Genomic DNA, 20,500 nt, shown 5'->3' on the forward strand with positions numbered 1-20,500 from the left:
TCGGCGTGGGCGGGAGCCCGTGCCGACCCCCCGGCGTTATCGTGTCGAGAGGAGGTGGACGTGATGGCACAGCCGACGTATGAGTGGCGGCCACCCGAACGGAGCTGGCGCGAGCAGGATCTGCTCGACCTTCCGGAGGACGGGAACCGTTACGAAATCATCGACGGGAGCCTGCACGTGACTCCACCCGCCGGCCCTGACCATCACGAGCTGGCGGACGACATCCGCATGGCGGTTCGGCAGACCACTCCGCCGGGTTGGCGGGTCATCCGCGAGATCGGGATACGGGTACCCGGTGGCAACCTGATCCCGGACATCACCGTGCTGAAGCCCGGCGCTCCCCTGAGCCGTATGTGGGCCGAGCCGACGGACATCGCGCTCGTCGTCGAGGTCGAGTCGCCCAATAGCCGGCGGCATGACCGCTTCACGAAGCCCGCCCTGTACGCCGAGGCCGGCATCCGGTCCTACTGGCGGGTGGAGCGGGGCGATTTCGGCCCGGTGGTGTACCGCTACCAGTTGGGCAAGGACGAGCACTACGAGTTGCTGGGCACCGTGGGGCCGGATGATCCGGTGAACGTGGGCGAGCCGTGGCCGATGACGCTGGACCCGAGCGCCTGGCCGCGCTGACCAGCCCGGGCAGACCGAACCCCGGCCCGCGATGCGGACCGGGGTTCGTCGTACGAGTGGTGCTCAGCCCTTGCCGGCGTGGCTGGCGAGCTGGTCGAGACCGTTGATGATCCCGCCGGCCAGATCGCCCCCGCTGAACGCGCCGACCATGGAGAGCGCGGCCAGCTTGGCGTACGTGTCGGGGATGCGCTTGCGGGCGTGCCGTCCGGTCACGATTTCCAGCTGGCGCTGGTTGGGCGACACCGCGATCAGCACCGACTTGTCGGGGTCGGCGAGCTGGCGGTGCAGCCGCTGGGCGTGCTCCCGGATCGGCTCGTCGAGACCACCGACGAAGACCGAGAAGACCAGGCCGGTGCCCTGGTCGGCCAGGCGCAGCGCCTCGTCGATGCGCAGCAGCTGACGGGTCGAGAACGGCCCGTCCAGCACCTCGGGCGGATTCTCCGTCCTCGTCTGCTCCTCACCAACGGTCACTTGCGCCTCCGGTTCCGCCGGCCGGCGCCTCGACGCTGGCCTTCTCAAGCTTGTGGCTGGTCAACGCCGGCGCCTGCGCGCCCGCGGTCAGCGCCGTGCCGGCCGAGTCGGCCAGCTGCTCCGGACGGGCCAGGAACCAGACCGGAGTGAAGTCGAAGGGCCGGCCCGGCCGGTAGCGCTTGGCGCCACCGCCACCACCGGTGCCATCGCCGCGGCTACCGGCGTAGGCCAGACCGGCGATCAGCAGCACGGCGGCCGCCGGGATGCCGACGAAGACCAGCAACGTCTCGGTAACAGACAATCCCAACGCCCCCAGGCGGAAGAAGGACCTCGAAAAACCGGGCCGGATGGACGATCATGACGCCGACCGCCCGACTCCGTCGCCATTCACGTTAGCGGAGTCGACGGCCCGCCAGATTGCGGGGTGCCGATCCCATCCGCCACTGGAGTTCTCCAGTTGCGCAGCGGTCGCGATGAGCCGCTCGTCGTCGCCGTACCGGCCGGTGAGCAGCACCCCGACGGGCAGCCCCTCGGCCGTGGTGCCCACCGGCAGCGAGACGGAGGGGTCGCCGGTGACGTTGAAGATGGCGCAGTAGGGCGAGAAGCGGCGTTGCCGGTCGAAATCGGCCGCGGGGTCACCGTCGGCGGTGAACCATCCGACGGGCGCCTGCGGCGCGGCGAGGGTGGGGCAGAGCAGCAGGTCGAAGCCGGCCGTGCGGTGAACGCCGAGGCGGACCTGTGCCTGCAGCTCGCCCAGAGTGGCGGCGAGGGTGCCGGCGGACACCTCGGCGCCCCGGGCCCGCAGCAGCTGGGTCAGCGGCAGCAGCTCCGCCTCCCTCTGCGGCGGCACCGGGGCGAGCGCCAGCACGTACCAGATGATCTCGAACAGCGGCCACGCCTCCGGCCCGAGCGGCGGCGGCACCTCGACCACCTCGTGGCCGGCGGCGGTGAGCAGCGCGGCGGCCCGGTCCACGGCGGCCACGCAGTCGGGGTGCACCGGCTCGTCGGCGAGCATCGGGGTGGTGAACCGACCGATCCGCAGCCGGCCGGGCTCGGCCCGGCGGGCGGCGGCCAGGTAACCGCCGGCCGGGGCGACCGGCGGCAGGTAGGGCTCGCCGGGCACCGGAACGGCCATGACGTCGAGCAGCGCGGCGACGTCGGTGACGGTCCGCCCGAGCGGCCCGCTGGTGGGCAGGCCGAACGCGCCGGAGCCGAGCGGCCCGCCGGAGACCAGGCCACGGCTGGGTTTGTAGCCGACCAGGCCGCAGAGCGACGCCGGGATGCGCAGCGAGCCGCCACCGTCGGAGCCCTGGGCGACCGGGACCAGCCCGGCCGCCACCGCCGCCGCCGCGCCGCCGCTGGATCCGCCGGCGGTGTACGCGAGCTGCCACGGGTTGCGGGCCGGTGGCGCGACCCGGCCCTCGGAGTAGAGCGAGCAGCCCAGCTCGGAGGTGGTTGTCTTGCCGAGGCTGACCAGCCCTGCGGCCTTGATGAACCGGACCACGTCGGCGTCGACCGGCGGGACGAAGTCGACGAAGGCGGCCGAGCCGAAGGTGGTGCGCACCCCGGCGGTGAGGGTGAGATCCTTGATCGCGGTCGGTACGCCGTGCAGCGGGCCGCGCCGTTCGGTGGGCACGGCGTCGGCCGCGCGGGCGGCTTCCCGGGCCAGCTCCGGAGTGACCGTGACGAACGCGCCGACCGTGTCGCCGATCGCCGCCACCCGGCGTAGGTGGTGCTCGACCAGGTCCGCGCTGGACAGCTCGCCACGGGCTACCGCGTCGGCCTGCTCCAACGCGGTCAGGTCGTGCATGTCGGCCATCCCGTCATCCTGCCGGCCGTCGGCCCGCGGTGCACTTGTCACGCGCCGACGATCGGTAACGGTCCGCCTCCTGTTGCCCCGCCCCGGTCGGACCGCGGACAGGCCGTCACCGGCGGTGGGCGAAACGCCCACGGACCAGCGGGCCGGCTGCGGTCAGCCGTGCAGGAAGCGCAGGGCGTTGGTGGAGAGGAGCTTGTCGCGCTGGTCGGCGGTGAGGAAGTCGGCCGCGTGGACGACCGCGCCGGCCGGCCGCTCACCGAGGGGGTACGGGTAGTCGCTTCCGACCAGCACCCGGTCGGGCCCCATGGTGTCGACCAGCAGCCGCAGCGCGGGCGGCGCGAAGACCACCGAGTCGACGCTGAACCGGTCGACGTAGCTGCTGGGCGGGCCGACTGACGCGCCACGGACCAGGTCGCCGCGGCGGTGCCAGGCGTTGTCGGCGCGGCCGAGCCAGAACGGGAAGCTGCCGCCGCCGTGCGCGAAGCAGATCCGCAGTGTCTCCGGCACCCGGTCGAAGACCCCGCCGAGGATCATCGCCAGCACCGACAGGTGCGTCTCGGCGGGCATCCCGGTGAGCCAGCGGGCCATCCAGCGCTCCAGCCGGGGGCCGCCCGGCATGTCCCACGGGTGGACGAACACCGGCGCACCCACCTGGGCGCAGTGCTGGAGGAAGGTGACCACGCCGGCGTCGTCCAGGTCCCGGTCGCCGACGTGGTTGCCGATCTCCACGCCGACGTGCCCGGCGGCCAGGCAGCGGTCCAGCTCGGCGCAGGCGGCGTCCGCGTCCTGCAACGGCACCTGGCAGAACGGCACCAGCCGGTCTCCGCCGGCCGCGGTGACCTCCAGGGTCAGGTCGTTGAAGATCCGGGCGACCTTCACCGCCTGGTCGGCGGGGCGGTCGTAGCTGAAGAAGACCGGGGTCGGGGAGACCACCTGCACGGCCACGCCGTCGGCGTCCATGTCGGCCAGGCGCGTCGGGGCGTCCCAGCACTCGGCGCCGACCGGGCGGAACTCGGTCTCCCCCACCATGATCATCGCGGCTCGTTCGGAGTCGACCCGCAGCCACGGCCAGTCGGACCCGCCGCACGCGGCGCCGAGATCCGGCCATCCCTTCGGTACGACGTGCGTGTGCACGTCGACCACACCTGGAGGCATCAGCCCTTACCCGGGTGCAGGGTGCCGCAGTTGGCGCAGGTACGCGCCGCCTCGTCGGCGTAGAACGCCTGGAACACCGGCGGCAGGTCGGCGGCGATGTCCCGGACCTGCAACTCCACCTCGTGCACCTTGTGCCCACACTCCGGGCAGTACCACTGGAACGTCTCCAGGGTGCCCTCCTCGCGGACCCGCTCCACCACCACACCGATCGAGCCGGCCTCCGGCCGCTGCGGCGAGTGCGGGGTGTTGCGCGGCAGCATCCACATCTGACCCTCGCGCACGTGCACCGTACGCGGCCCCTCCGGGGTCATCAGGTTGATGTGCATGTTGCCCTTGACCTGGTAGAAGAACTCCTCGTACGGGTCGACGTGGAAGTCGGTGCGCTGGTTGGGACCGCCCACCACCATCACGATGAAGTCGTCCCCACCGGGGAACATCTCCTTGTTGCCGACGGGCGGCTTCAGCAGGTGCTGGTTGTCCGCGATCCATCCCGGAAAACTGAACGGCTCGGCAATCTCACTCACGACTGACCTCCCGAGGGAAGAAGGGCCACTGCCTGGATCTCGATGAGCAGGTGCGGGTGCGGCAACTGGTGCACGGCCACCGTCGTGCGGGTCGGCCCGGACGCGTCGAAGAACTCCGCCCACACCTCGTTGTAACCACCGAAGTCATTCATGTTGACCAGGTACGACGTCACCTGGACGAGGTCGGTCAGGTCGGCGCCGACCGAGCGCAGCAGGTCCCGGATGTTCTCGATGACGGCCCGTGTCTGCACCCGGATGTCCAGGTCGGTCGTGCCGAACTCGTCGACCGAGACGCCGGCGAAGCTGTTGTCCGGCCGGCGCGACGACGTACCCGACACGAAGACGAACCCGCCGGCCACCTTGACGTGCGGGAACGCCCCGCGCGGGACGGCCTTGCCGGCCACCACCCGCGCGCCGCCGCTCATGCCGACGCCTTCAGCGACGCGGTGCCGAGCTTCTCCACCACGGCCCGCACGTGCGCGCCCGGGCGCAGCGGCACCGCGGCGGTGGCGGCGCCCGCGAGGAAGACCCAGCCGGACTCCAGCCGCACCCCGTGCCGGCCGGCCAGCCGGATGCCCTCGTCCAGGGCCCGACGCGGATCGCCGAGGATCGCCGCCGTCGAGCCGACCTGGACCACCCGCCCGTCCACCTCCAGCAGCACGCCCAGGTTGTCCAGGCCGGCCGGCACCGGCGACCACGGCCCGATCACGAACGCGGCGGCCGACGTGTTGTCGGCGATCACGTCCGGCAGCGAGAAACGGAAGTCGGCGTACCGGGAGTCGATCAACTCGATGGCCGGGGCGACCGCTCGAACCGCCGTGGCGAAGTCGCCGACCGGCTCACCCGGTTCGGGCAGCCGGTCCAGCAGGAACGCCACCTCCGGCTCGACCCGGGGGTGGATGTACGCGGCCGGGTCGACGGTGCCGCCGTCGGGCACCCGCATCGCGTCGGTGAGCCGCCCCCAGATCACCTCGTCCACGCCGACCTGGGCCATCTTCGCCCTGCTGGTCAGGCCCATCTTCAGCCCGACCAACCGTTCGCCACGGTCCAGCCGGCGCTGCACCAGCGCGGCCTGCACGCCGTACGCGGTCGGCACGTCCAGCCCCATCTCGTCGGCGAGCTGCGCGATGGCGGTGGCGTTGTCCGCCGCCGCACCGAGCTTCGCGGCGACGCCCACGGTGTCCACGCCGATCATTGAGCGATCTCCTCCTCGCGCCGACCGGCCAGGTCCAACGCCACGTCGACGATCATGTCCTCCTGGCCGCCGACCATCCGGCGACGGCCCAGCTCGACCAGGATCGAGCGCACGTCCACCCCGTAGCGCGCCGAGGCCCGTTCGGCGTGTCGCAGGAAGCTGGAGTAGACCCCCGCGTACCCGAGGGAGAGCGTCTCCCGGTCGACCTGGACGGGCCGGTCCTGCAGTGGGCGGACCAGGTCGTCGGCGGCGTCCATCAGCGCGAACACGTCGCAGCCGTGTTTCCAGCCGTGCAGCTCGGCGACCGCGACGAAGACCTCCAACGGTGCGTTGCCGGCCCCGGCGCCCATGCCGGCCAGCGAGGCGTCCACCCGCACCGTCCGGCCGTGGGGCGCGTCCGGGCCCGCCGGGGCGGACCCGGTGACCCGGCCGTGCTCGACAGCCAACACGCTGTTGGCCACGCCCAGCGACAGGTTGTGGTGGGCGTGGATGCCGATCTGCGTCTCCGGCGCCAGCACCTGCCGGTACGCGTCGACGCGCTGTGCCACGTCGGACATCAGCAGCCGGCCACCGGAGTCGGTGACGTAGACGCAGTGCGCCCCGTACGACTCCATGAGCTTGGCCTGCCCGGCGAGCCCGGCGGGGTCGTTCATGTGCGACATCATCAGGAACCCGGCGACGTCCATGCCGTTCTCCCGCGCCCAGGTGATGTGCTGGGCGGAGATGTCCGCCTCCGTGCAGTGGGTGGCGATCCGGACGCTGGTCACCCCGAGCGCCTTCGCCGCCCTCAGGTCGGCGATGGTGCCGATGCCCGGCAGCAGCAGGGTGGTCAGCTTCGCCGACGTCAGCACCTCGGCCGCTGCGGAGATCCACTCGGCGTCGCTGGCGGCACCGTGGCCGTAGTTGACGCTGGAACCGGCGAGCCCGTCGCCGTGCGCCACCTCGATCGCAGCCACCCCGGCGGCGTCCAGCGCGGCGGCGATCGTGCGCACCTGCTCGACGGTGTAGCGGTGGGCGATGGCGTGCATGCCGTCGCGCAACGTCACGTCCTGGATGTACAGGTCAGTCATCGGGCGATCACCTCCCGCAGCGCGACCAGCCGCTCCGCGGTGCGCAGCGCGGCCGACGTCATGATGTCCAGGTTCCCGGCGTACGCCGGCAGGTAGTGCCCGGCACCGGAGACCTCCAGGAAGACCGACACCTGCAGCGCGGTGAGCTGCCGCCCCAGCGTCGGCACGTACGCCTGCACCCGGTCGAACTGCACGTCCTGCTTGAGCCGGTAGCCGGGGACGTACTCCTGCACCGTCGTCACCATGTCCGCCACCGAGGCGGCGATGGCGGCGGTGTCGGCGTCGACGTCCGGGCAGAGGCAGTAGACGGTGTCGCGCATCAAGAGCGGTGGGTCCGCCGGGTTCAGCACGATGATCGCCTTGCCCCGTTCGGCACCGCCGACCACCTCGATGGCCCGGGCGGTGGTCTCGGTGAACTCGTCGATGTTGGCGCGGGTGCCCGGGCCGGCCGAGCGGGACGCGATCGACGCGACGATCTCCCCGTACGCCACCGGGGTGACCCGGCGCACCGCGGCGACGATCGGCACAGTGGCCTGCCCGCCGCAGGTCACCATGTTCACGTTCGGCTCGTGCAGGTGCTCGTCCAGGTTGACCGGCGGCACCACGTACGGGCCGAGCGCGGCCGGGGTGAGGTCGACGACGGTTCGGCCGTGCGCCCGCAGCACCTCGTCGTGGCGGCGGTGCGCGCCGGCCGAGGTGGCGTCGAAGACCAGCTCGACGTCGGCGAACTCGGGCATCGCGACCAGCCCGTCCACGCCGTCCGCGGTGGTGGCCACGCCGAGCCGGCGGGCCCGGGCCAGGCCGTCGGAGGCCGGGTCGATACCGGCCATCGCGACCATCCGCAGGCTGTCGCTGAGCCGCAGGACCTTGATCATCAGGTCGGTGCCGATGTTGCCGGAACCGAGCACCGCCACACCGGTCGTCACTGGCCGCCGTCCTTTCCGAAACAGATCCGCACCGAGCCGAGCCCGGAGATCCGCGCCTCGTACGCGCCGCCGGGGGTGACCGGCACCATCGGGCCGAGCGCCCCGGAGAGCACCACGTCACCGGCGCGCAGCGGGTCACCGGCGCGAGCGAGGGTGCCGGCCAGCCACTGCAGGGCGTGCAGCGGGTTGCCCAGGCAGGCCGCGCCCGCCCCCACCGACACCGGCTCACCGGCGTGCTCCAGCACCATCCCGCAGAGCCGCAGGTCGACGTCGGCGAGCCGGCGCGGTGACGTGCCGAGCACGAAGAGCCCGCTGGAGGCGTTGTCGGCAACGGTGTCCACGATGGAGATGTCCCAGGCCGCGATCCTCGAATCGACGATCTCGATGGCGGGCAGCAGGTGGTCCACGGCGCGGATCAGGTCGACCGTGGTGATCTGCGGGTCCGGCAGGTCCTTGGCGAGCACGAACGCGATCTCCGCCTCGACCCGCGGCTGGAGCAGCCGGTCGATCTCCACCTCGACCCCGTCGCCGACGGCCATCGCGTCGGTCAACATGCCGAAGTCCGGCTGGAACACCCCGAAGGTCTCCTGCACCGCCCGGGAGGTCAGCCCGATCTTCGCGCCGACCCGGCGCTCGCCGCGGCCCTGCCAGGCCCGCGTCTGGAGCTGCTGCACGCGGTACGCGGACTCGACGTCCCCCTCCGGCAGCAACCGGCCACGCAGCGGCGGGCACGGCTTGCCGGTGCTGCGCGCGTCGGCCAACTCCCGGTTGGCGGCCTCGATGTCAGCTTCCATACCGGCTCCCTCGCCACGGCTCACGACAGGTCCACGCAGACGTTGGTGAGTTCGGAGTAGAAGTTCAGCGAGTGCACGCCGCCCTCGCGGCCGATGCCCGACGCCTTCACCCCGCCGAAGGGGGTGCGCAGGTCGCGCAGGAACCAGGTGTTGACCCAGACGATGCCGGCGTCCAGCCGTGCCCCGGCCCGGTGCGCGCGGCCCACGTCGCGGGTCCACACCGTCGCCGCGAGGCCGTACTCGGTGCCGTTCGCCAGCGCGTACGCCTCGTCCTCGATGTCGAACGGTGCCACGTGCACCACCGGGCCGAAGATCTCCTCGCGGTTGGTGCGGGCGTCCGGGCCCAACCCGGTGAGCACCGTGGGCTGCACGTACGACCCGCCGTCGCGGGCGTCGGAGAAGGTGGGCGTGCCGCCGCCGGTGAGCACCTCGGCGCCCTCGGCGCGGGCCAGCTCGTACGCGCCGAGCACCTTCGCCCGGTGCTGGTGGGAGATCAGCGGCATGGTGGCGGTGGCCTCGTCGGTCGGCCACCCGTACGCCAGCTCGCCGGCCCGCTTCGCCAGCCGGGCGGTGAACTCCTCGAAGACCGGGCGCTGCACGTAGATGCGCTCGGTGCAGAGGCAGACCTGCCCGCCGTTGGTGAAGCTGGAGCGCACCGAACCGGCCACCGCGGCGTCCAGGTCGGCGTCGGCGAAGACCAGGCCGGCGTTCTTGCCGCCCAGCTCGAAGCTCACCGCCTTCACCCCGTCGGCGGCGGCCCGCATGATCGCGCCGCCGGTCGCCGACTCGCCGGTGAACGTGATGGCGTCGACCCCCGGGTGGCGGGTGAGGAACTCACCCGCCGAGTCCGGACCGAAGCCGTGCACCAGGTTGAACACCCCGGCCGGTACGCCGGCGGCGGCCATCACCTCGGCGAGCAGCGTCGCCGAGGCGGGCGTCTCCTCGCTGGGCTTGACGACGACGGCGTTGCCGCAGGCCAACGCCGGGGCCACCTTCCAGGTGAGCAGCAGCAGCGGCAGGTTCCACGGCACGATGACCGCGACCACGCCGACCGGCTTGCGCAGCGCGTAGTTGAGCGCCCGACCGCCGGTCGGGGTGACCGTGGTGAACGACTCGGTGGGAGCGGTCGCCACGATTTCCGCGAACGCCCGGAAGTTTGCGGCGCCGCGAGGAATGTCCAGGGTGCGGGCCTGGGCGATGGACTTGCCCGTGTCGGCGACCTCGGCGGTGACCAGATCGTCGAAGCGGCGTTCCAACTCGTCGGCGACGCGGCGCAGCACCTCGGCGCGCTCCCGCTCCCCCATCCGGCCCCACGGCCCGCGCAGCGCCGCCCGGGCGGCGGCCACCGCGTCGTCCACCGTGGACTGCGATGCCTCGACCACCTCGAAGACCGGCTCGCCGGTCACCGGGCTGGCCTTGGTGAACGTCGGCCCGCCGTCGACGAACTCGCCGCCGACGAAGTTGCGCAACCGCCCCGGCCCGGCCGGCGCTCGACCGCCCATCAACCGCGGATCCCAGCTGCCGGTCATGCGCGCCTCCCTCGGCTGAGCGCCGCGCCGATCGCGCCGACCAGCAGCAGCGCGGCACCGCCGGCGAGCGCGCCGAGCACCCGGTGCTGCCGGCGGACCCGGCGACGAACCTCGGCGTACGGCGTGGTGGAGAAGGACACCAGCTCGTACTGGGAAACGTACCGGCCGGGCAGCGCCCGTTCCAGTGCGTGCTCCACCCGCCGGCCGAGCTGGAAGACCGGAGAGGCGACCCTGTCGCGCATCTCCACGAAGTTGGTCAACGCCATCTGGGCGATGGCCTCGGCGTTCTCCTGCCGCCGCCGCTGGAACAGCGGCAGGGCCGCCAACCAGTCGTCGGCGCACTCGTCCAGGCAGCGGTCCAGCTCCACCACGTCCTCGAAGGCGCAGTTGGCGCCCTGGCCGTAGAACGGCACGATGGCGTGGGCCGCGTCGCCGAGCAGACCGACGGTGCCGTTGACCTGCCAGGGGGTGCAGCGGACCGTGCCGAGCACGCCCACCGGGTTGTGCTGGTAGTCGTCCACCAGGTTCGCCGCCAGCGGGACCACGTCCGGGTAGTGCTGGGCGAAGTGCCGCTCGACGGCGGCCGGGCTGTCCAGTGCGGCAAAGCTGCCGGTGCCCTGGTTGGGCCAGAACAGCGTGCAGGTGAAGGAGCGGTTCGGGTTCGGCAACGCGATCATCATCGAGGTGCCGCGCGGCCAGATGTGCAGGGCGTCCGGGTCCAGAGCGAAGTCCCCGCCCAGCGGCGGGATCGTCAGCTCCTTGTAGCCGTAGTCGAGGAAGTCCACGCTCTCGCGCAGCAGACCGTGCTCCAGCAGCTGGCCACGCACGGCGGAACCCGCGCCGTCGGCGCCCAGCACCACCGACGCCTTGGCGCTGACCGCACCCTGCGGGGTGTCGAAGCTCAGGCCGCCGTCGGCCGGATCGAGCCCGACCAGCCGGTGGTCGAAGACGATCCGTACCCCGGGCAGCGCGGCCGCCGCGTCCAGCAGCGCGTTGTTCAGCGCACCCCGGCTGATCGAGTTGATCGCCCGGTCGCCGGCCGCGCTGTACGACTGGAACTGCGGCTCCCCCTCGACCGGGTGGATCATCCGGCCGCGCATCGGCAGCGCGTCGGTCATCACCTGCTCGGCCAGGCCGATCCGGCGCAGCGCGTCCAGACCGCGCTCGGAGAGCGCCAGGTTGATGGAGCGGCCCCGCTCGGCCGTGCCGGTGCGCGGGTCGGGCCGGCGCTCGTAGAGAGCCACCGGGTAACCGCGGCGGGCCAGGAAACAGGCCGCCAGGCAACCGGCCAGGCCGGCACCGATGATCGCGATCTCGTCACGCCGGGCCGTCATGAGGTCACCCGCCCCACGGTCGCCGCGAGCGCCGTCGCAGCCCGCCAGCAGTCGTGGTACGTGGAGTAGAGCGGCACCGGGGCGAACCGGACGATGTCCGGTTCGCGGGCGTCGGCGATCACGCCGTGCTCGTGCCGCAGCCGCTTGGTCAGCTCGGCGGCGTTGCCGGCGCCGATCCGCACCGAGAGCTGGCAGCCCCGCCGGGCCGGGTCACGCGGGGTGACCACGCGCAGTGGCCGGTCGGCGGTTACCTCGTCGAACAGCCGCTCCAGCCAGCCGGTGAGCCGCAGGCTGCGCGCCCGCAACGCCGGCATGCCGACCGCGTCGAACAACTCCAGCGAGGTGCGCACCGGACCCATCGCGAAGATCGGTGGGTTGGAGATCTGCCAGGCCTCCACGGTGGCCGGTGGCCGCGACACCGGGGTCATCTCGAACCGGGTGGCGGCCGCGGTGCTCCACCAGCCCTCGAAGCGGGGCAGGTCGGGGTCGCCGAGGTGCCGCTCGTGCACGAAGACGCCGGCCAGCGCGCCCGGCCCGGAGTTCAGGTACTTGTAGGAGCACCAGGCGGCGAAGTCGACGTCCCAGTCGTACAACGCCAGCGGCACGTTGCCGACCGCGTGTGCCAGGTCCCAGCCCACCACGGCGCCGGCCGCCCGTCCGGCGGCGGTGATCGCCGGAATGTCGAGCAGTTCGCCGGTGAGGTAGTTGACCCCGCCGAGCAGCACCAGCGCCACCCGGTCGCCCTCGGCCGCCAGGTAGCCGGTCACGTCCTCGGTGCGCAGGGTGTCCTCGCCGGGGCGCGGGCGCAGCCGGACCACCGTGTCGTCCGGGTCCAGGCCGTGGAACCGGGCCTGGCTGCGCACCGCGTAGCTGTCCGAGGGGAACGCCGAGTCCTCGATGACGATGCGGGTGCGGGCGCCGGCCGGGCGGTAGAAGCTGACCATCAGCAGGTGCAGGTTGACCGTGAGCGAGTTCATCACCACGGTCTCCGCGGGCCGGGCGCCGACCAGCCGGGCGGCCGGCGCCGTCAACAACTCGTGGTACGGCAGCCAGGCCCGCTCCGCCTCCAGGTGCCCCTCGACGCCCAGCCGCTGCCACGCGTCCAGGTCGGCGAGGAGTTCGTCGCGGGTGGCCCGGGGCTGCAGGCCCAGGGAGTTGCCGGCGAGGTACGCCGACTCGGGGTGGCTGCCGCCGTCCGCCGGCGGCACGTGGAAAAGGTGACGGTGGCCCGGGTCGGCCTCGTCGAGGCGACGGGCCTGCGCTTCGCCCGCGGCGAAGCCCAGCGGCTCGGTTTCGGTGGTGTGCACAGGGGTGTCTCGCTCTCCGGTCACATCGCGGTGCGGGCCGACCACAGCTCCGGGAAGACCACCCGGGCCATGCTGCGCTGCAACCACGCCAGTCCGGCGGAACCGCCGCTGCCGACCTTGGCGCCCATTGTCCGCTGCACCGCCTTGACGTGGTTCCACCGCCAGTCGCCGAACTCCTCGGCGACTCCGCTCAGCGCCTCGCCGAGCAGCCGGAGGTGGTTGTCGGGGCCGGTGTCGGCGTAGATCCGCACCCAGGCCGCCTCGACCGCCGGCTGCGGGTCGTGCTCGACGGCCACATCCCGGTCCAGCAGCTCGGCGGGAAGGTCGAAGCCGTGCCGGGCGAGCAGCGCGATCACGTCGTCCCAGAGGCTCGGGGCGGCCAGCGTCGCGGTCAGCGCGGCGTACACCTCGGTCTGCCGGCGGAACGGCCGGATCAGGGTCGGGTCGCGCAGCCCGAGCAGGAACTCCAGGTGCCGGTACATCGCCGACTGGAAGCCGGAGCCCTCGCCGAGCAGGTTGCGGAACCGGTTGAAGTCGGCCGGGGTCATCCAGCGCAGACCCTGCCAGGCGGCGTTGAGCCCCTCCAGGTGCAACGCGGCACGGCGCAGCGGGGCCAGCGCGTCCCAGACCCGGTCGGCGCGCAACAGTCGCTGGGTCTCCCGCAGCTCGTGGCAGGTCAACCCGAAGTACAGCTCCATGATCTGGCTGACCATCAGGAAGGACATCTCGCCCGGGTCGTCGCTGAGCGGCTGCTGCAACTGGTGCAGGGTGCTGGCCTGCACGTACGCGTCGTAGGGCACCCGCTCGGCGAACTCCAACGTGGGCTCTCCGCCGTTGCGCGCGGCGCGCGCGGCCCGCTGTCGCGGGGTCACCGGTCGCACCGTGGCCGCGCGGCTCGGCGCCCGCCGCTCCGTCTTGTCCACCATCGTTCTCCCTCTCCCGACTGCCGACGTCATGATCCCGCGGTCGAACGGCCTACGGAATGCCGGATCAACGGCACTTGGCCGCCTCAGCCGACAGACCAAAGGCAGCTGGGCGAATCGGGTTCACGAAAGTAAGGTCTGAGCGTGGACGACATGGACTGGGCGCTGTTGCGCGAGTTGCAGGCCGACGCCCGCCTCTCCTTCAGCGAGTTGTCCCGGCGGGTGCACCTGTCGCCGCCGGCCGTGGCCGAGCGGGTCCGCCGGCTCGAGGAGACCGGGGTGATCACCGGCTACCACGCCCAGGTCGACCTGACCCGGGCCGGCCGCACCGTGGTCGCGCTCATCCGGATGTCCTGTTACGGCGCGCGGTGCATCCTGCACGACCCCGCCGTGGCCGGCTGGCCGGAGATCCTGGAAATCCACCGGATCACCGGAGACGCCTGCAGCATGCTCAAGGTGGCGGCCGGCTCCATCGGCGAGTTCGAGGCGGTCATCGACCGGCTCGCCCCGTACGGCCAGCCGTCGAGCACGATGGTCCTGTCCTCCCCGCTGGACTGGCAGCCGATCACGCCGCTCCCGTCCGCCGGCACCGTCCCCCGCCGTCGCTGACCGACCCCACCCTGCCCGCCCTGCGGGTTTGCCCCCCGGCCAGCGGGAAATCAGCGCCCGTGCCCAGGGGAGGGTTCCGGCGGTCGTCGCCGGTAGGGGGAAATCATGCAGGGACTTCGCACGATCAACCGCGCGCTCTCGGCCGTCCTGACACTGGTGGGGCTGGTCGGGGCATTCGTCCTGTTGTCGGTCGCGCCGGCGCGCGCCGGTGAGAACACCTTCATCGAGGTGACACCGAACAGCGCCCAGGCCGGAAGCCGGGTCCAGATCCGGGCGAGCTGCGACAACGACAACAACAGCCAGGCCAACGTGCACTCCGACGCGTTCGGGCACGTGATGCTCAGACCGGACAAGGGTTTCCTGACCGGGTCGGTGACGATCCCGGGCAACAAGCAGCCCGGCGAATACCCGGTCGACCTGCGCTGCGACAACGGCCAGACGGCGTCGACCACTCTGACCGTGCTGAACATGGCCTCGCCCAGCAAGGGACCGGCGACCGGGGGCGGCGGCACCGCCGGCGGCCGGGGCACCGGATCACTGCTGGTGCTCGGCGGCGTGGCACTGGTGGCAGCCGCCGTCGCGCTCGGCATGGCCGGTGGCCGGCGGCGTCCCGGGGCGGGCTCCTGAGCCCGAAACGTCATGAACCGATCCTCCGCGCGTGCGGGGCCGGACCGCGACGCCCGTTCCCGGTCCGTGGCGGCGCTGCGGGCCTCCGGCCGGCTCGTCGCCCGGGCCTCCGGCCGGCTGCGCAGGGTCGCCGGGCAGGCCGTGTCGGCCAGCGTCGCCACCACCGACCCGGCCGCCCGCCCGTTGCCGCCGCGCCGGCCGGCCGGCCAGCCACTGCTACGACGCCGGTTCGGCACCGGACCGGGAGTGCCCGTGCTGGCCGTCGCCGCGCTGATGGTGCTGATCGTGGCGATGCTCGGCATCGAGCAGGTGACCGGGGTCAGCCTGCTGCCGGACCGGATCACCGCCGGCCTGCGGCCACCGCCCAAGAAGTTCCCGGTGCTGCCGGCCAGCCGCCCGGTGGGTCTCGCCATCGACACGCTGGACCTCCAGGCCCCGGTGCACGACGTGGGCATCGCCCCGGACGGCACCATCGCGGTGCCGGACGCGGCCCGGGCCCAGGAGGCCGGCTGGTACGACCAGGGCCCCACGCCCGGGCAGTACGGCCCGGCGGTGATCGTCGGACACGTGGACACGACCAGCGGGCCGGCCGTCTTCCACGGGCTGCGGGACCTGCGGTCCGGCGACCGGATCGAGGTCACCCGCTCCGACGGGAGCGTGGCGGTCTTCGAGGTGGACTCGGTGGAACGCTTCGACAAGGAGAAACTGCCGGTGGAGGACGTGTACGGCGACTTCAGCCGACCGAGCCTGCGGCTGATCACCTGCGGCGGCCAATGGGTCGGTGGCGAGACCGGCTACTCGGACAACGTGGTGGTCTTCGCCTCGCTGACCAAGGCTCGGTCCGGTTGAGGTCGGGTCTGCCGGAGCCGGGGTCAGGCGGCCGCTTCGGGTTCGCGCAGGTCGAGCCAGTCGGCCCAGCGCGGGTCCGGCGCGCGGTGCCCGAGCACCCGCCAGGCGGTGCCCTTCGGCGCGGCCGGCAGCGCGTGCAGCCGCCAGCCCAGCTCGGCGGGGGTCTTGTCGCCCTTGGTGTGGTTGCAGCGGGCGCACGCGGCGACCACGTTCTCCCAGGCGTGCCGGCCACCGCGGCTGCGCGGGAAGACGTGGTCGATGGTCTCGGCGGGGCCCCGGCAGTAGGCGCACCGCCACCCGTCCCGGGCGAAGATCGCCCGCCGGGACAGCCCGACGTGGGTGCGGTAGGGCACCCGGACGAAGCGGGTCAGCCGGACGACCGACGGCACCGGCAGGGCGTCCCGGGCACTGTGCAGGATGCCGTCACCGTCGGCGACGCAGACGGCCTTGGCGGACAGGACGAGGATCGCGGCTCGACGCACCGACACGACACACAGCGGCTCGTAGGTGGCGTTGAGGACCAACGCGCCGGAGCCCACCGTGGGTCGTATGTCAGGCATCGCGCTCACCCTCCCGGTTCAGCGGCTGCTGCGTACCGCCGCCGACCGGGGCCGGGCACGACGGCCCACACGGTCGACGCCGGCCGATCACCGACGTCCGTTGCGCCAATAGTCCCTGATCGGACCCCGGATTGCACGTACTAATCCGGGGTCCGACATGAAGCTCTTTCCCGCACCTGTCACGATGGCCGGTTCGCCCCGGTCCGGCGCCGCCCTCGGCGGCAGGTCACCCGGCCGGTGGGTCGCCGACGGCTCCTCCTGCTCGTTGCGGTACGAAGACAGGGTGAGCGCCGCCAGCCTGATGCCCCCCGCCCTGTCCACCGCCGCCCCGCCGGACTGTCAGGGCAGTACCTCCTGCGAATGGCTGTACGACATGACCCACTCGGCCTGGTTCGCCGAGGGGAGCTACTGGATCCTGCTCAAGCCGCTGCGGGTGTTGCTGATCGTGGCGCTGGCGATGGTCGCCCGGTGGGCGTTGCACCGGACGATCAACCGGCTGGTCCGGACCACCACCGACGGTGCGGTGCCGACGATGCTGCGGCCCCTGCGCGAGCGGGTGCCCACGGCGGCGGTCGACCCGACCGAGTTCGTACCGGAGCGGCGTCGCCAGCGGGCCGAGGCGATCGGTTCGGTGCTGCGCAGCCTGACCACCGCGTTCGTCTTCGGCATCGCGCTGCTGATGATCCTGCGTGAGTTCAGTTTCGACCTGGCTCCGCTGCTGGCCAGCGCCGGTATCGCCGGCGTCGCGCTGGGCTTCGGCGCGCAGAGCCTGGTCAAGGACCTGATCGCCGGGCTGTTCATGCTGATCGAGGACCAGTACGGCGTGGGCGACACCGTCGACCTGGGCGAGGCGACCGGTGTGGTCGAGTCGGTCGGGCTGCGGGTCACCACGGTGCGTGACGGGCGGGGCGTGCTCTGGTACATCCGCAACGGCGAGATCGTCCGGGTGGGCAACAAGAGCCAGGGCTGGGCCCTGGTGGTGGTGGACCTGCCGATCGGCTTCAGCGGCACCGAGGAGGCCACGGCGGTGCTGCGGACCGCGGCCGCCTCGCTGGCCGTGGACCCGGAACTGTCGCCGGAGATCGTGGAGGCGCCGGAGGTCCTGGGTGTCGAGCAGATGACGGTGGACGGGGCGGTGATCCGGACGGTGGTGAAGACGACCGCCGACGGGCAGTTCGCGGTCGGTCGGGAGCTGCGCCGTCGGCTGGCGGAGGCGCTGGAGAACTCGGGGATCACCGCCCAGATAGCCGCCACCCGCATCTATCCCGGCGTCGCGGCCCGGCCGCTGGCCGACGGCGAGACCGGTCAGGGCGGCGCCACCTGACGGGGGCGACGGTGTCCGGCGATCCAGGGGTCGCGAGCCACCCGGCCCCTCAGGTATCGTCCGTTCGTTCAGTCGGGGATGCGACGAACGACCCGTTCGCCCTAGCTAGTTGTCAGACGATCGGGCAGAATCCGGAGCACGCGTTCCTGCTGGAACGTGGTCACATCCTCGCTGATCCGTAGATCTGACGAGCGTTCCCGGCCGGCTGCCACGAGCGGCCACCCCGGGGGCCGATGGAGGCGACGGTGCCCGACGAGCGACCTTCTGCGGAAGGCCCGGCCACTTTTCGCGAGGTGTTCGCCCAGCACGAGTTTCGGGCTGTCTTCGCGGCCGGCGCGCTCTCCTGGGTCGGCGACTATGTCGCGAAGGCCGCCGTCACCCTGCTCGTCTACCAGCAGACCGAGTCCGTCGCGCTCTCCGCCGCCGCCTTCGCGGTCAGCTACCTGCCGTGGCTGCTCGGCGGCCCCCTGCTCGCCGCGCTGGCGGAGCGGTACCCGTACCGGCGGGTGATGGTGGCGTGTGACGTGATCCGGATGGCGCTGATGCTGCTCATCGCCCTTCCGGACCTGCCGGTCCAGGCCGTCATGGTGCTCATCTTCGCGGCCACGCTGGCCAACCCGCCCAGTCAGGCGGCGAAGTCCGCGCTGATGCCGCAGATCCTGGCCGGGGATCGGCTGGTGGTCGGGTTGTCGCTCAACAGCAGTGTGGGGCAGGCCGCCCAGGTCGTCGGCTACCTGCTCGGCGCCGCCGTCGCCGCGATCGACCCGGCCCTCGCGCTGCTGATCAACGCGGTGACCTTCGCCCTCTCGGCGCTGCTGGTCCGCCTCGGCGTCCGCGACCGGGCACCGGTGATGACCACCGCGCACCGCAGTCACCTGCTCCGGGAGACCGGTCAGGGGTTCCAGATCGTGTTCGGCACACCGGTGCTGCGCGCCATCGCGGTGCTGGTGTTCAGCGCGATGCTCTTCTCGATCGTCCCCGAGGGGTTGGCCGCCGGCTGGGCCAACCGCAATGGCGGCGGTGACCTGGGCGCGGGCCTGGCGCAAGCGGTGATCATGATGGCCAACCCGCTCGGGTTCATCCTCGGCGGGCTGCTGGTGAGCCGGCTGTTCGGCCCCAGCCGCCGGTTGGCCCTGATGCGACCGCTGGCGATCTTCGCCCCGCTGGCGCTGGTGCCGGCACTGTTCGACCCGCCCCCGCTCGTGGTGGCGCTGCTCGCCGCCCTCTGCGGGTTCGCGGTCGCCGGCATGCTGCCGATGGCCAACGGGCTGTTCGTCCAGGCGCTGCCCGGCGAGTTCCGGGCCCGCGCCTTCGGTGTGATGGCCACCGGCGTGCAGGTCACCCAGGGCCTGGCGGTGCTCATCACCGGGGTGCTCGCCGAGCGGTTCTCCATTCCGCTGGTGGTCGGCGTGTGGAGCGCGGCCGGTGTGCTGCTGATGGTGGTGGCCTCGCTGCGCTGGCCGGACCACCAGACCGTGGCCAGCACGATCGCGGCGGCCTCCGCGGCGAACGCCGCATCCCCGGCCGGCCAGGCCGGCCCCGCGCCCGGCGGCACGCCGGCCGGCCCGCCGGAGCCGCGTACCGGTGACGGCCGCCGGCGGCACGCGGTCAGCTGACCCGGTCCGCCAACCCCTCGCTCGACGGGACGCGAACGCCAGCCGGGCGTGACCGGGCGCACGGCGTCCGGGTCGGGCCGCCACCGGGCACGCCTGGCAGGATGGAACGGTGACTCCCGCAGGTGACTCCGACCGTCCCGGTGCGTCGACGACCCTCTTCGAAGCGGTCGGCGGCGAGCCCACCTTCCGCAAGCTGGTGGATGAGTTCTACGCCGGCGTCGCCACCGACCCTCTGCTGCGGCCGATGTACCCGGACGACCTGGCCCCGGCGGCGGACCGGATGACGCTGTTCCTCATGCAGTACTGGGGTGGGCCGAACACGTACTCCGCCCAGCGTGGTCACCCGCGGCTGCGGATGCGGCACGCCCCGTTCCGGATCGGCGCGGCCGAGCGGGACGCCTGGCTGCGGCACATGCGCAACGCCGTGGACCGGCTCGACCTGGAGCCGCAGGTCGCCGGCGCGCTCTGGGACTACCTGGAGCGGGCCGCGTACTTCATGGTCAACACCATGGAGGACCAGGCCGACGCCTGACGGCCCGGCCCGGGGCACCCGGCCCGCGGCAGCCTCAGAGCAGCGCGCCCTCGTCGTGCAGCCAGTCCACGAAGCTGGTGGCCACCGCGGCGCCGCAGTCGAGCATCTCGACCAGCAGCGCGTCGTGGGTGCCGGCACCGAGCGGCACCTGGAGCTCGGCGTAGATCGGCAGTTGGCCGCGTTCGGTCGGGTCACCGATGTACGCCTTGCAGAACCGTCGGGTGTGGTTCCACTCGTTGACCACCCGGTAGGCCCGGTCGGCCCAGTCGGGCGGCACCGTGGCGTGCGGACGGGCCCGCATCACCAGGATCTCGTCCTCCGGGCCCTCGAGGGTCACCAGCACGGCGTGCCGCTCCCACATGGCCAGCAGGTTGCCGTCGCCGTCGGCCAGGTATCGCACGTCGAGCAGGTCGAGTGCGTCACAGACCCGGCGCAGGCTCACCGGCTCGATGGTGGCCGGCATCTCGGTCAGCACGGGCCGCTCGTTGGACGGGCAGTCGTCCCCCGGCTGGCGAGGGTTGGGCGGTCCGACCCGGACCGCGCTCTCCACTGTGATCCCGCTTCGGGTTTCCGGATCGCCGCCGTCGGCGGGACCGGGGCGCCATGACCACCACGGCATCGCTCGCGCACCTCACTCCCCAGCGGATCCAGCCGCCTACGGTGCGTTGGATCCGAGGATGGACGGTACCCGGACAGCCGGGTTGAAGCA

At 72.6% G+C, this 20,500-nt stretch carries 23 protein-coding genes; 7 read left to right on the forward strand and 16 right to left on the reverse strand.

Annotated elements, in window-relative coordinates; all coding sequences use genetic code 11:
• Positions 1–63: 63 nt before the first annotated feature.
• Positions 64–627, forward strand: coding sequence for a Uma2 family endonuclease (locus ACTWLT_RS18190; protein ID WP_445319421.1), 564 nt, complete (start codon positions 64–66; stop codon positions 625–627).
• Positions 628–690: 63 nt separating this feature from the next.
• On the opposite strand, the gene ACTWLT_RS18195 is transcribed toward ACTWLT_RS18190, so the two are convergent.
• The 14 genes from ACTWLT_RS18195 to ACTWLT_RS18260 form a co-directional block, all read right to left on the reverse strand.
• The gene (locus tag ACTWLT_RS18195; RefSeq protein ID WP_109819634.1) at positions 691–1,098 is read right to left on the reverse strand and encodes a DUF5130 family protein; all 408 of its coding nucleotides are present in this window, start codon (positions 1,096–1,098) and stop codon (positions 691–693) included.
• Complete coding sequence (ctaJ, locus tag ACTWLT_RS18200; protein ID WP_445319422.1) at positions 1,085–1,399, reverse strand: aa3-type cytochrome oxidase subunit CtaJ; 315 nt, start codon at positions 1,397–1,399, stop codon at positions 1,085–1,087. The genes ACTWLT_RS18195 and ctaJ overlap by 14 nt, the downstream gene beginning before the upstream one ends.
• 54 nt (positions 1,400–1,453) lie before the next feature.
• Positions 1,454–2,917 carry an amidase gene (locus ACTWLT_RS18205; RefSeq protein WP_445319520.1) on the reverse strand — a complete coding sequence of 488 codons (1,464 nt, stop codon included), beginning with the start codon at positions 2,915–2,917 and terminating at the stop codon, positions 1,454–1,456.
• Positions 2,918–3,070: 153 nt separating this feature from the next.
• Positions 3,071–4,072 carry an amidohydrolase family protein gene (locus tag ACTWLT_RS18210; RefSeq protein ID WP_445319423.1) on the reverse strand — a complete coding sequence of 334 codons (1,002 nt, stop codon included), beginning with the start codon at positions 4,070–4,072 and terminating at the stop codon, positions 3,071–3,073.
• On the reverse strand, positions 4,072–4,596 hold the full coding sequence (locus ACTWLT_RS18215) for a 3-hydroxyanthranilate 3,4-dioxygenase (protein WP_151491805.1): 525 nt from the start codon (positions 4,594–4,596) through the stop codon (positions 4,072–4,074). Before ACTWLT_RS18215 ends, ACTWLT_RS18210 begins: the two co-directional genes overlap by 1 nt.
• Positions 4,593–5,021 (reverse strand): RidA family protein, encoded by a 429-nt coding sequence (locus ACTWLT_RS18220; protein WP_252419720.1) that lies wholly within the window; start codon positions 5,019–5,021, stop codon positions 4,593–4,595. Before ACTWLT_RS18220 ends, ACTWLT_RS18215 begins: the two co-directional genes overlap by 4 nt.
• The gene (locus ACTWLT_RS18225; RefSeq protein WP_445319424.1) at positions 5,018–5,791 is read right to left on the reverse strand and encodes a 2-keto-4-pentenoate hydratase; all 774 of its coding nucleotides are present in this window, start codon (positions 5,789–5,791) and stop codon (positions 5,018–5,020) included. The genes ACTWLT_RS18220 and ACTWLT_RS18225 overlap by 4 nt, the downstream gene beginning before the upstream one ends.
• Positions 5,788–6,861, reverse strand: coding sequence for a 4-hydroxy-2-oxovalerate aldolase (dmpG, locus tag ACTWLT_RS18230; RefSeq protein WP_445319425.1), 1,074 nt, complete (start codon positions 6,859–6,861; stop codon positions 5,788–5,790). The genes ACTWLT_RS18225 and dmpG overlap by 4 nt, the downstream gene beginning before the upstream one ends.
• Positions 6,858–7,787, reverse strand: a complete 930-nt coding sequence (locus ACTWLT_RS18235; protein ID WP_445319426.1) for an acetaldehyde dehydrogenase (acetylating) — start codon at positions 7,785–7,787, stop codon at positions 6,858–6,860. The genes dmpG and ACTWLT_RS18235 overlap by 4 nt, the downstream gene beginning before the upstream one ends.
• Positions 7,784–8,581 (reverse strand): 2-keto-4-pentenoate hydratase, encoded by a 798-nt coding sequence (locus ACTWLT_RS18240; RefSeq protein WP_445319427.1) that lies wholly within the window; start codon positions 8,579–8,581, stop codon positions 7,784–7,786. The genes ACTWLT_RS18235 and ACTWLT_RS18240 overlap by 4 nt, the downstream gene beginning before the upstream one ends.
• 20 nt (positions 8,582–8,601) lie before the next feature.
• Positions 8,602–10,083: a 2-hydroxymuconic semialdehyde dehydrogenase gene (locus ACTWLT_RS18245; RefSeq protein ID WP_445319521.1), complete on the reverse strand. Its 1,482-nt coding sequence runs from the start codon at positions 10,081–10,083 to the stop codon at positions 8,602–8,604.
• 23 nt (positions 10,084–10,106) lie between these two features.
• On the reverse strand, positions 10,107–11,444 hold the full coding sequence (locus tag ACTWLT_RS18250; RefSeq protein ID WP_445319428.1) for an FAD-dependent oxidoreductase: 1,338 nt from the start codon (positions 11,442–11,444) through the stop codon (positions 10,107–10,109).
• Positions 11,441–12,751, reverse strand: a complete 1,311-nt coding sequence (kynU, locus tag ACTWLT_RS18255) for a kynureninase (protein ID WP_445319429.1) — start codon at positions 12,749–12,751, stop codon at positions 11,441–11,443. The genes ACTWLT_RS18250 and kynU overlap by 4 nt, the downstream gene beginning before the upstream one ends.
• Positions 12,752–12,771: 20 nt before the next feature.
• Positions 12,772–13,674 carry a tryptophan 2,3-dioxygenase gene (locus tag ACTWLT_RS18260; RefSeq protein ID WP_445319522.1) on the reverse strand — a complete coding sequence of 301 codons (903 nt, stop codon included), beginning with the start codon at positions 13,672–13,674 and terminating at the stop codon, positions 12,772–12,774.
• A gap of 144 nt (positions 13,675–13,818) precedes the next feature.
• On the opposite strand from ACTWLT_RS18260, the gene ACTWLT_RS18265 reads away from it, so the two are divergent.
• The 3 genes from ACTWLT_RS18265 to ACTWLT_RS18275 all read left to right on the forward strand — a co-directional run bounded on the left by ACTWLT_RS18265 (position 13,819) and on the right by ACTWLT_RS18275 (position 15,759).
• On the forward strand, positions 13,819–14,283 hold the full coding sequence (locus ACTWLT_RS18265; protein WP_252419714.1) for an Lrp/AsnC family transcriptional regulator: 465 nt from the start codon (positions 13,819–13,821) through the stop codon (positions 14,281–14,283).
• Positions 14,284–14,388: 105 nt separating this feature from the next.
• Entirely contained in the window at positions 14,389–14,910 is a 522-nt protein-coding gene (locus ACTWLT_RS18270; protein WP_445319430.1) for a hypothetical protein, read from the forward strand.
• 12 nt (positions 14,911–14,922) lie between these two features.
• Positions 14,923–15,759, forward strand: coding sequence for a class F sortase (locus ACTWLT_RS18275; RefSeq protein ID WP_510182487.1), 837 nt, complete (start codon positions 14,923–14,925; stop codon positions 15,757–15,759).
• A 23-nt stretch (positions 15,760–15,782) separates the two neighbouring features.
• Here ACTWLT_RS18275 and ACTWLT_RS18280 read toward each other — a convergent pair whose 3' ends face one another.
• Entirely contained in the window at positions 15,783–16,319 is a 537-nt protein-coding gene (locus ACTWLT_RS18280) for an HNH endonuclease (protein WP_074313833.1), read from the reverse strand.
• 301 nt (positions 16,320–16,620) lie between these two features.
• Between ACTWLT_RS18280 and ACTWLT_RS18285 the strand changes: the two genes are divergently transcribed.
• The 3 genes from ACTWLT_RS18285 (at position 16,621) to ACTWLT_RS18295 (ending at position 19,791) form a co-directional block, all read left to right on the forward strand.
• A complete protein-coding gene (locus tag ACTWLT_RS18285; RefSeq protein WP_445319524.1) occupies positions 16,621–17,643 on the forward strand; it encodes a mechanosensitive ion channel family protein in 1,023 nt (340 codons plus the stop codon).
• A 233-nt stretch (positions 17,644–17,876) separates the two neighbouring features.
• The gene (locus ACTWLT_RS18290; RefSeq protein WP_445319431.1) at positions 17,877–19,259 is read left to right on the forward strand and encodes an MFS transporter; all 1,383 of its coding nucleotides are present in this window, start codon (positions 17,877–17,879) and stop codon (positions 19,257–19,259) included.
• Positions 19,260–19,368: 109 nt separating this feature from the next.
• On the forward strand, positions 19,369–19,791 hold the full coding sequence (locus tag ACTWLT_RS18295) for a globin (protein ID WP_445319432.1): 423 nt from the start codon (positions 19,369–19,371) through the stop codon (positions 19,789–19,791).
• Between the two features lie 34 nt (positions 19,792–19,825).
• On the opposite strand, the gene ACTWLT_RS18300 is transcribed toward ACTWLT_RS18295, so the two are convergent.
• Positions 19,826–20,410, reverse strand: coding sequence for a type III secretion system chaperone family protein (locus ACTWLT_RS18300; protein ID WP_109817147.1), 585 nt, complete (start codon positions 20,408–20,410; stop codon positions 19,826–19,828).
• Positions 20,411–20,500 lie beyond the last annotated feature (90 nt).

It is taken from the genome of Micromonospora yongxingensis (genome assembly GCF_052601155.1).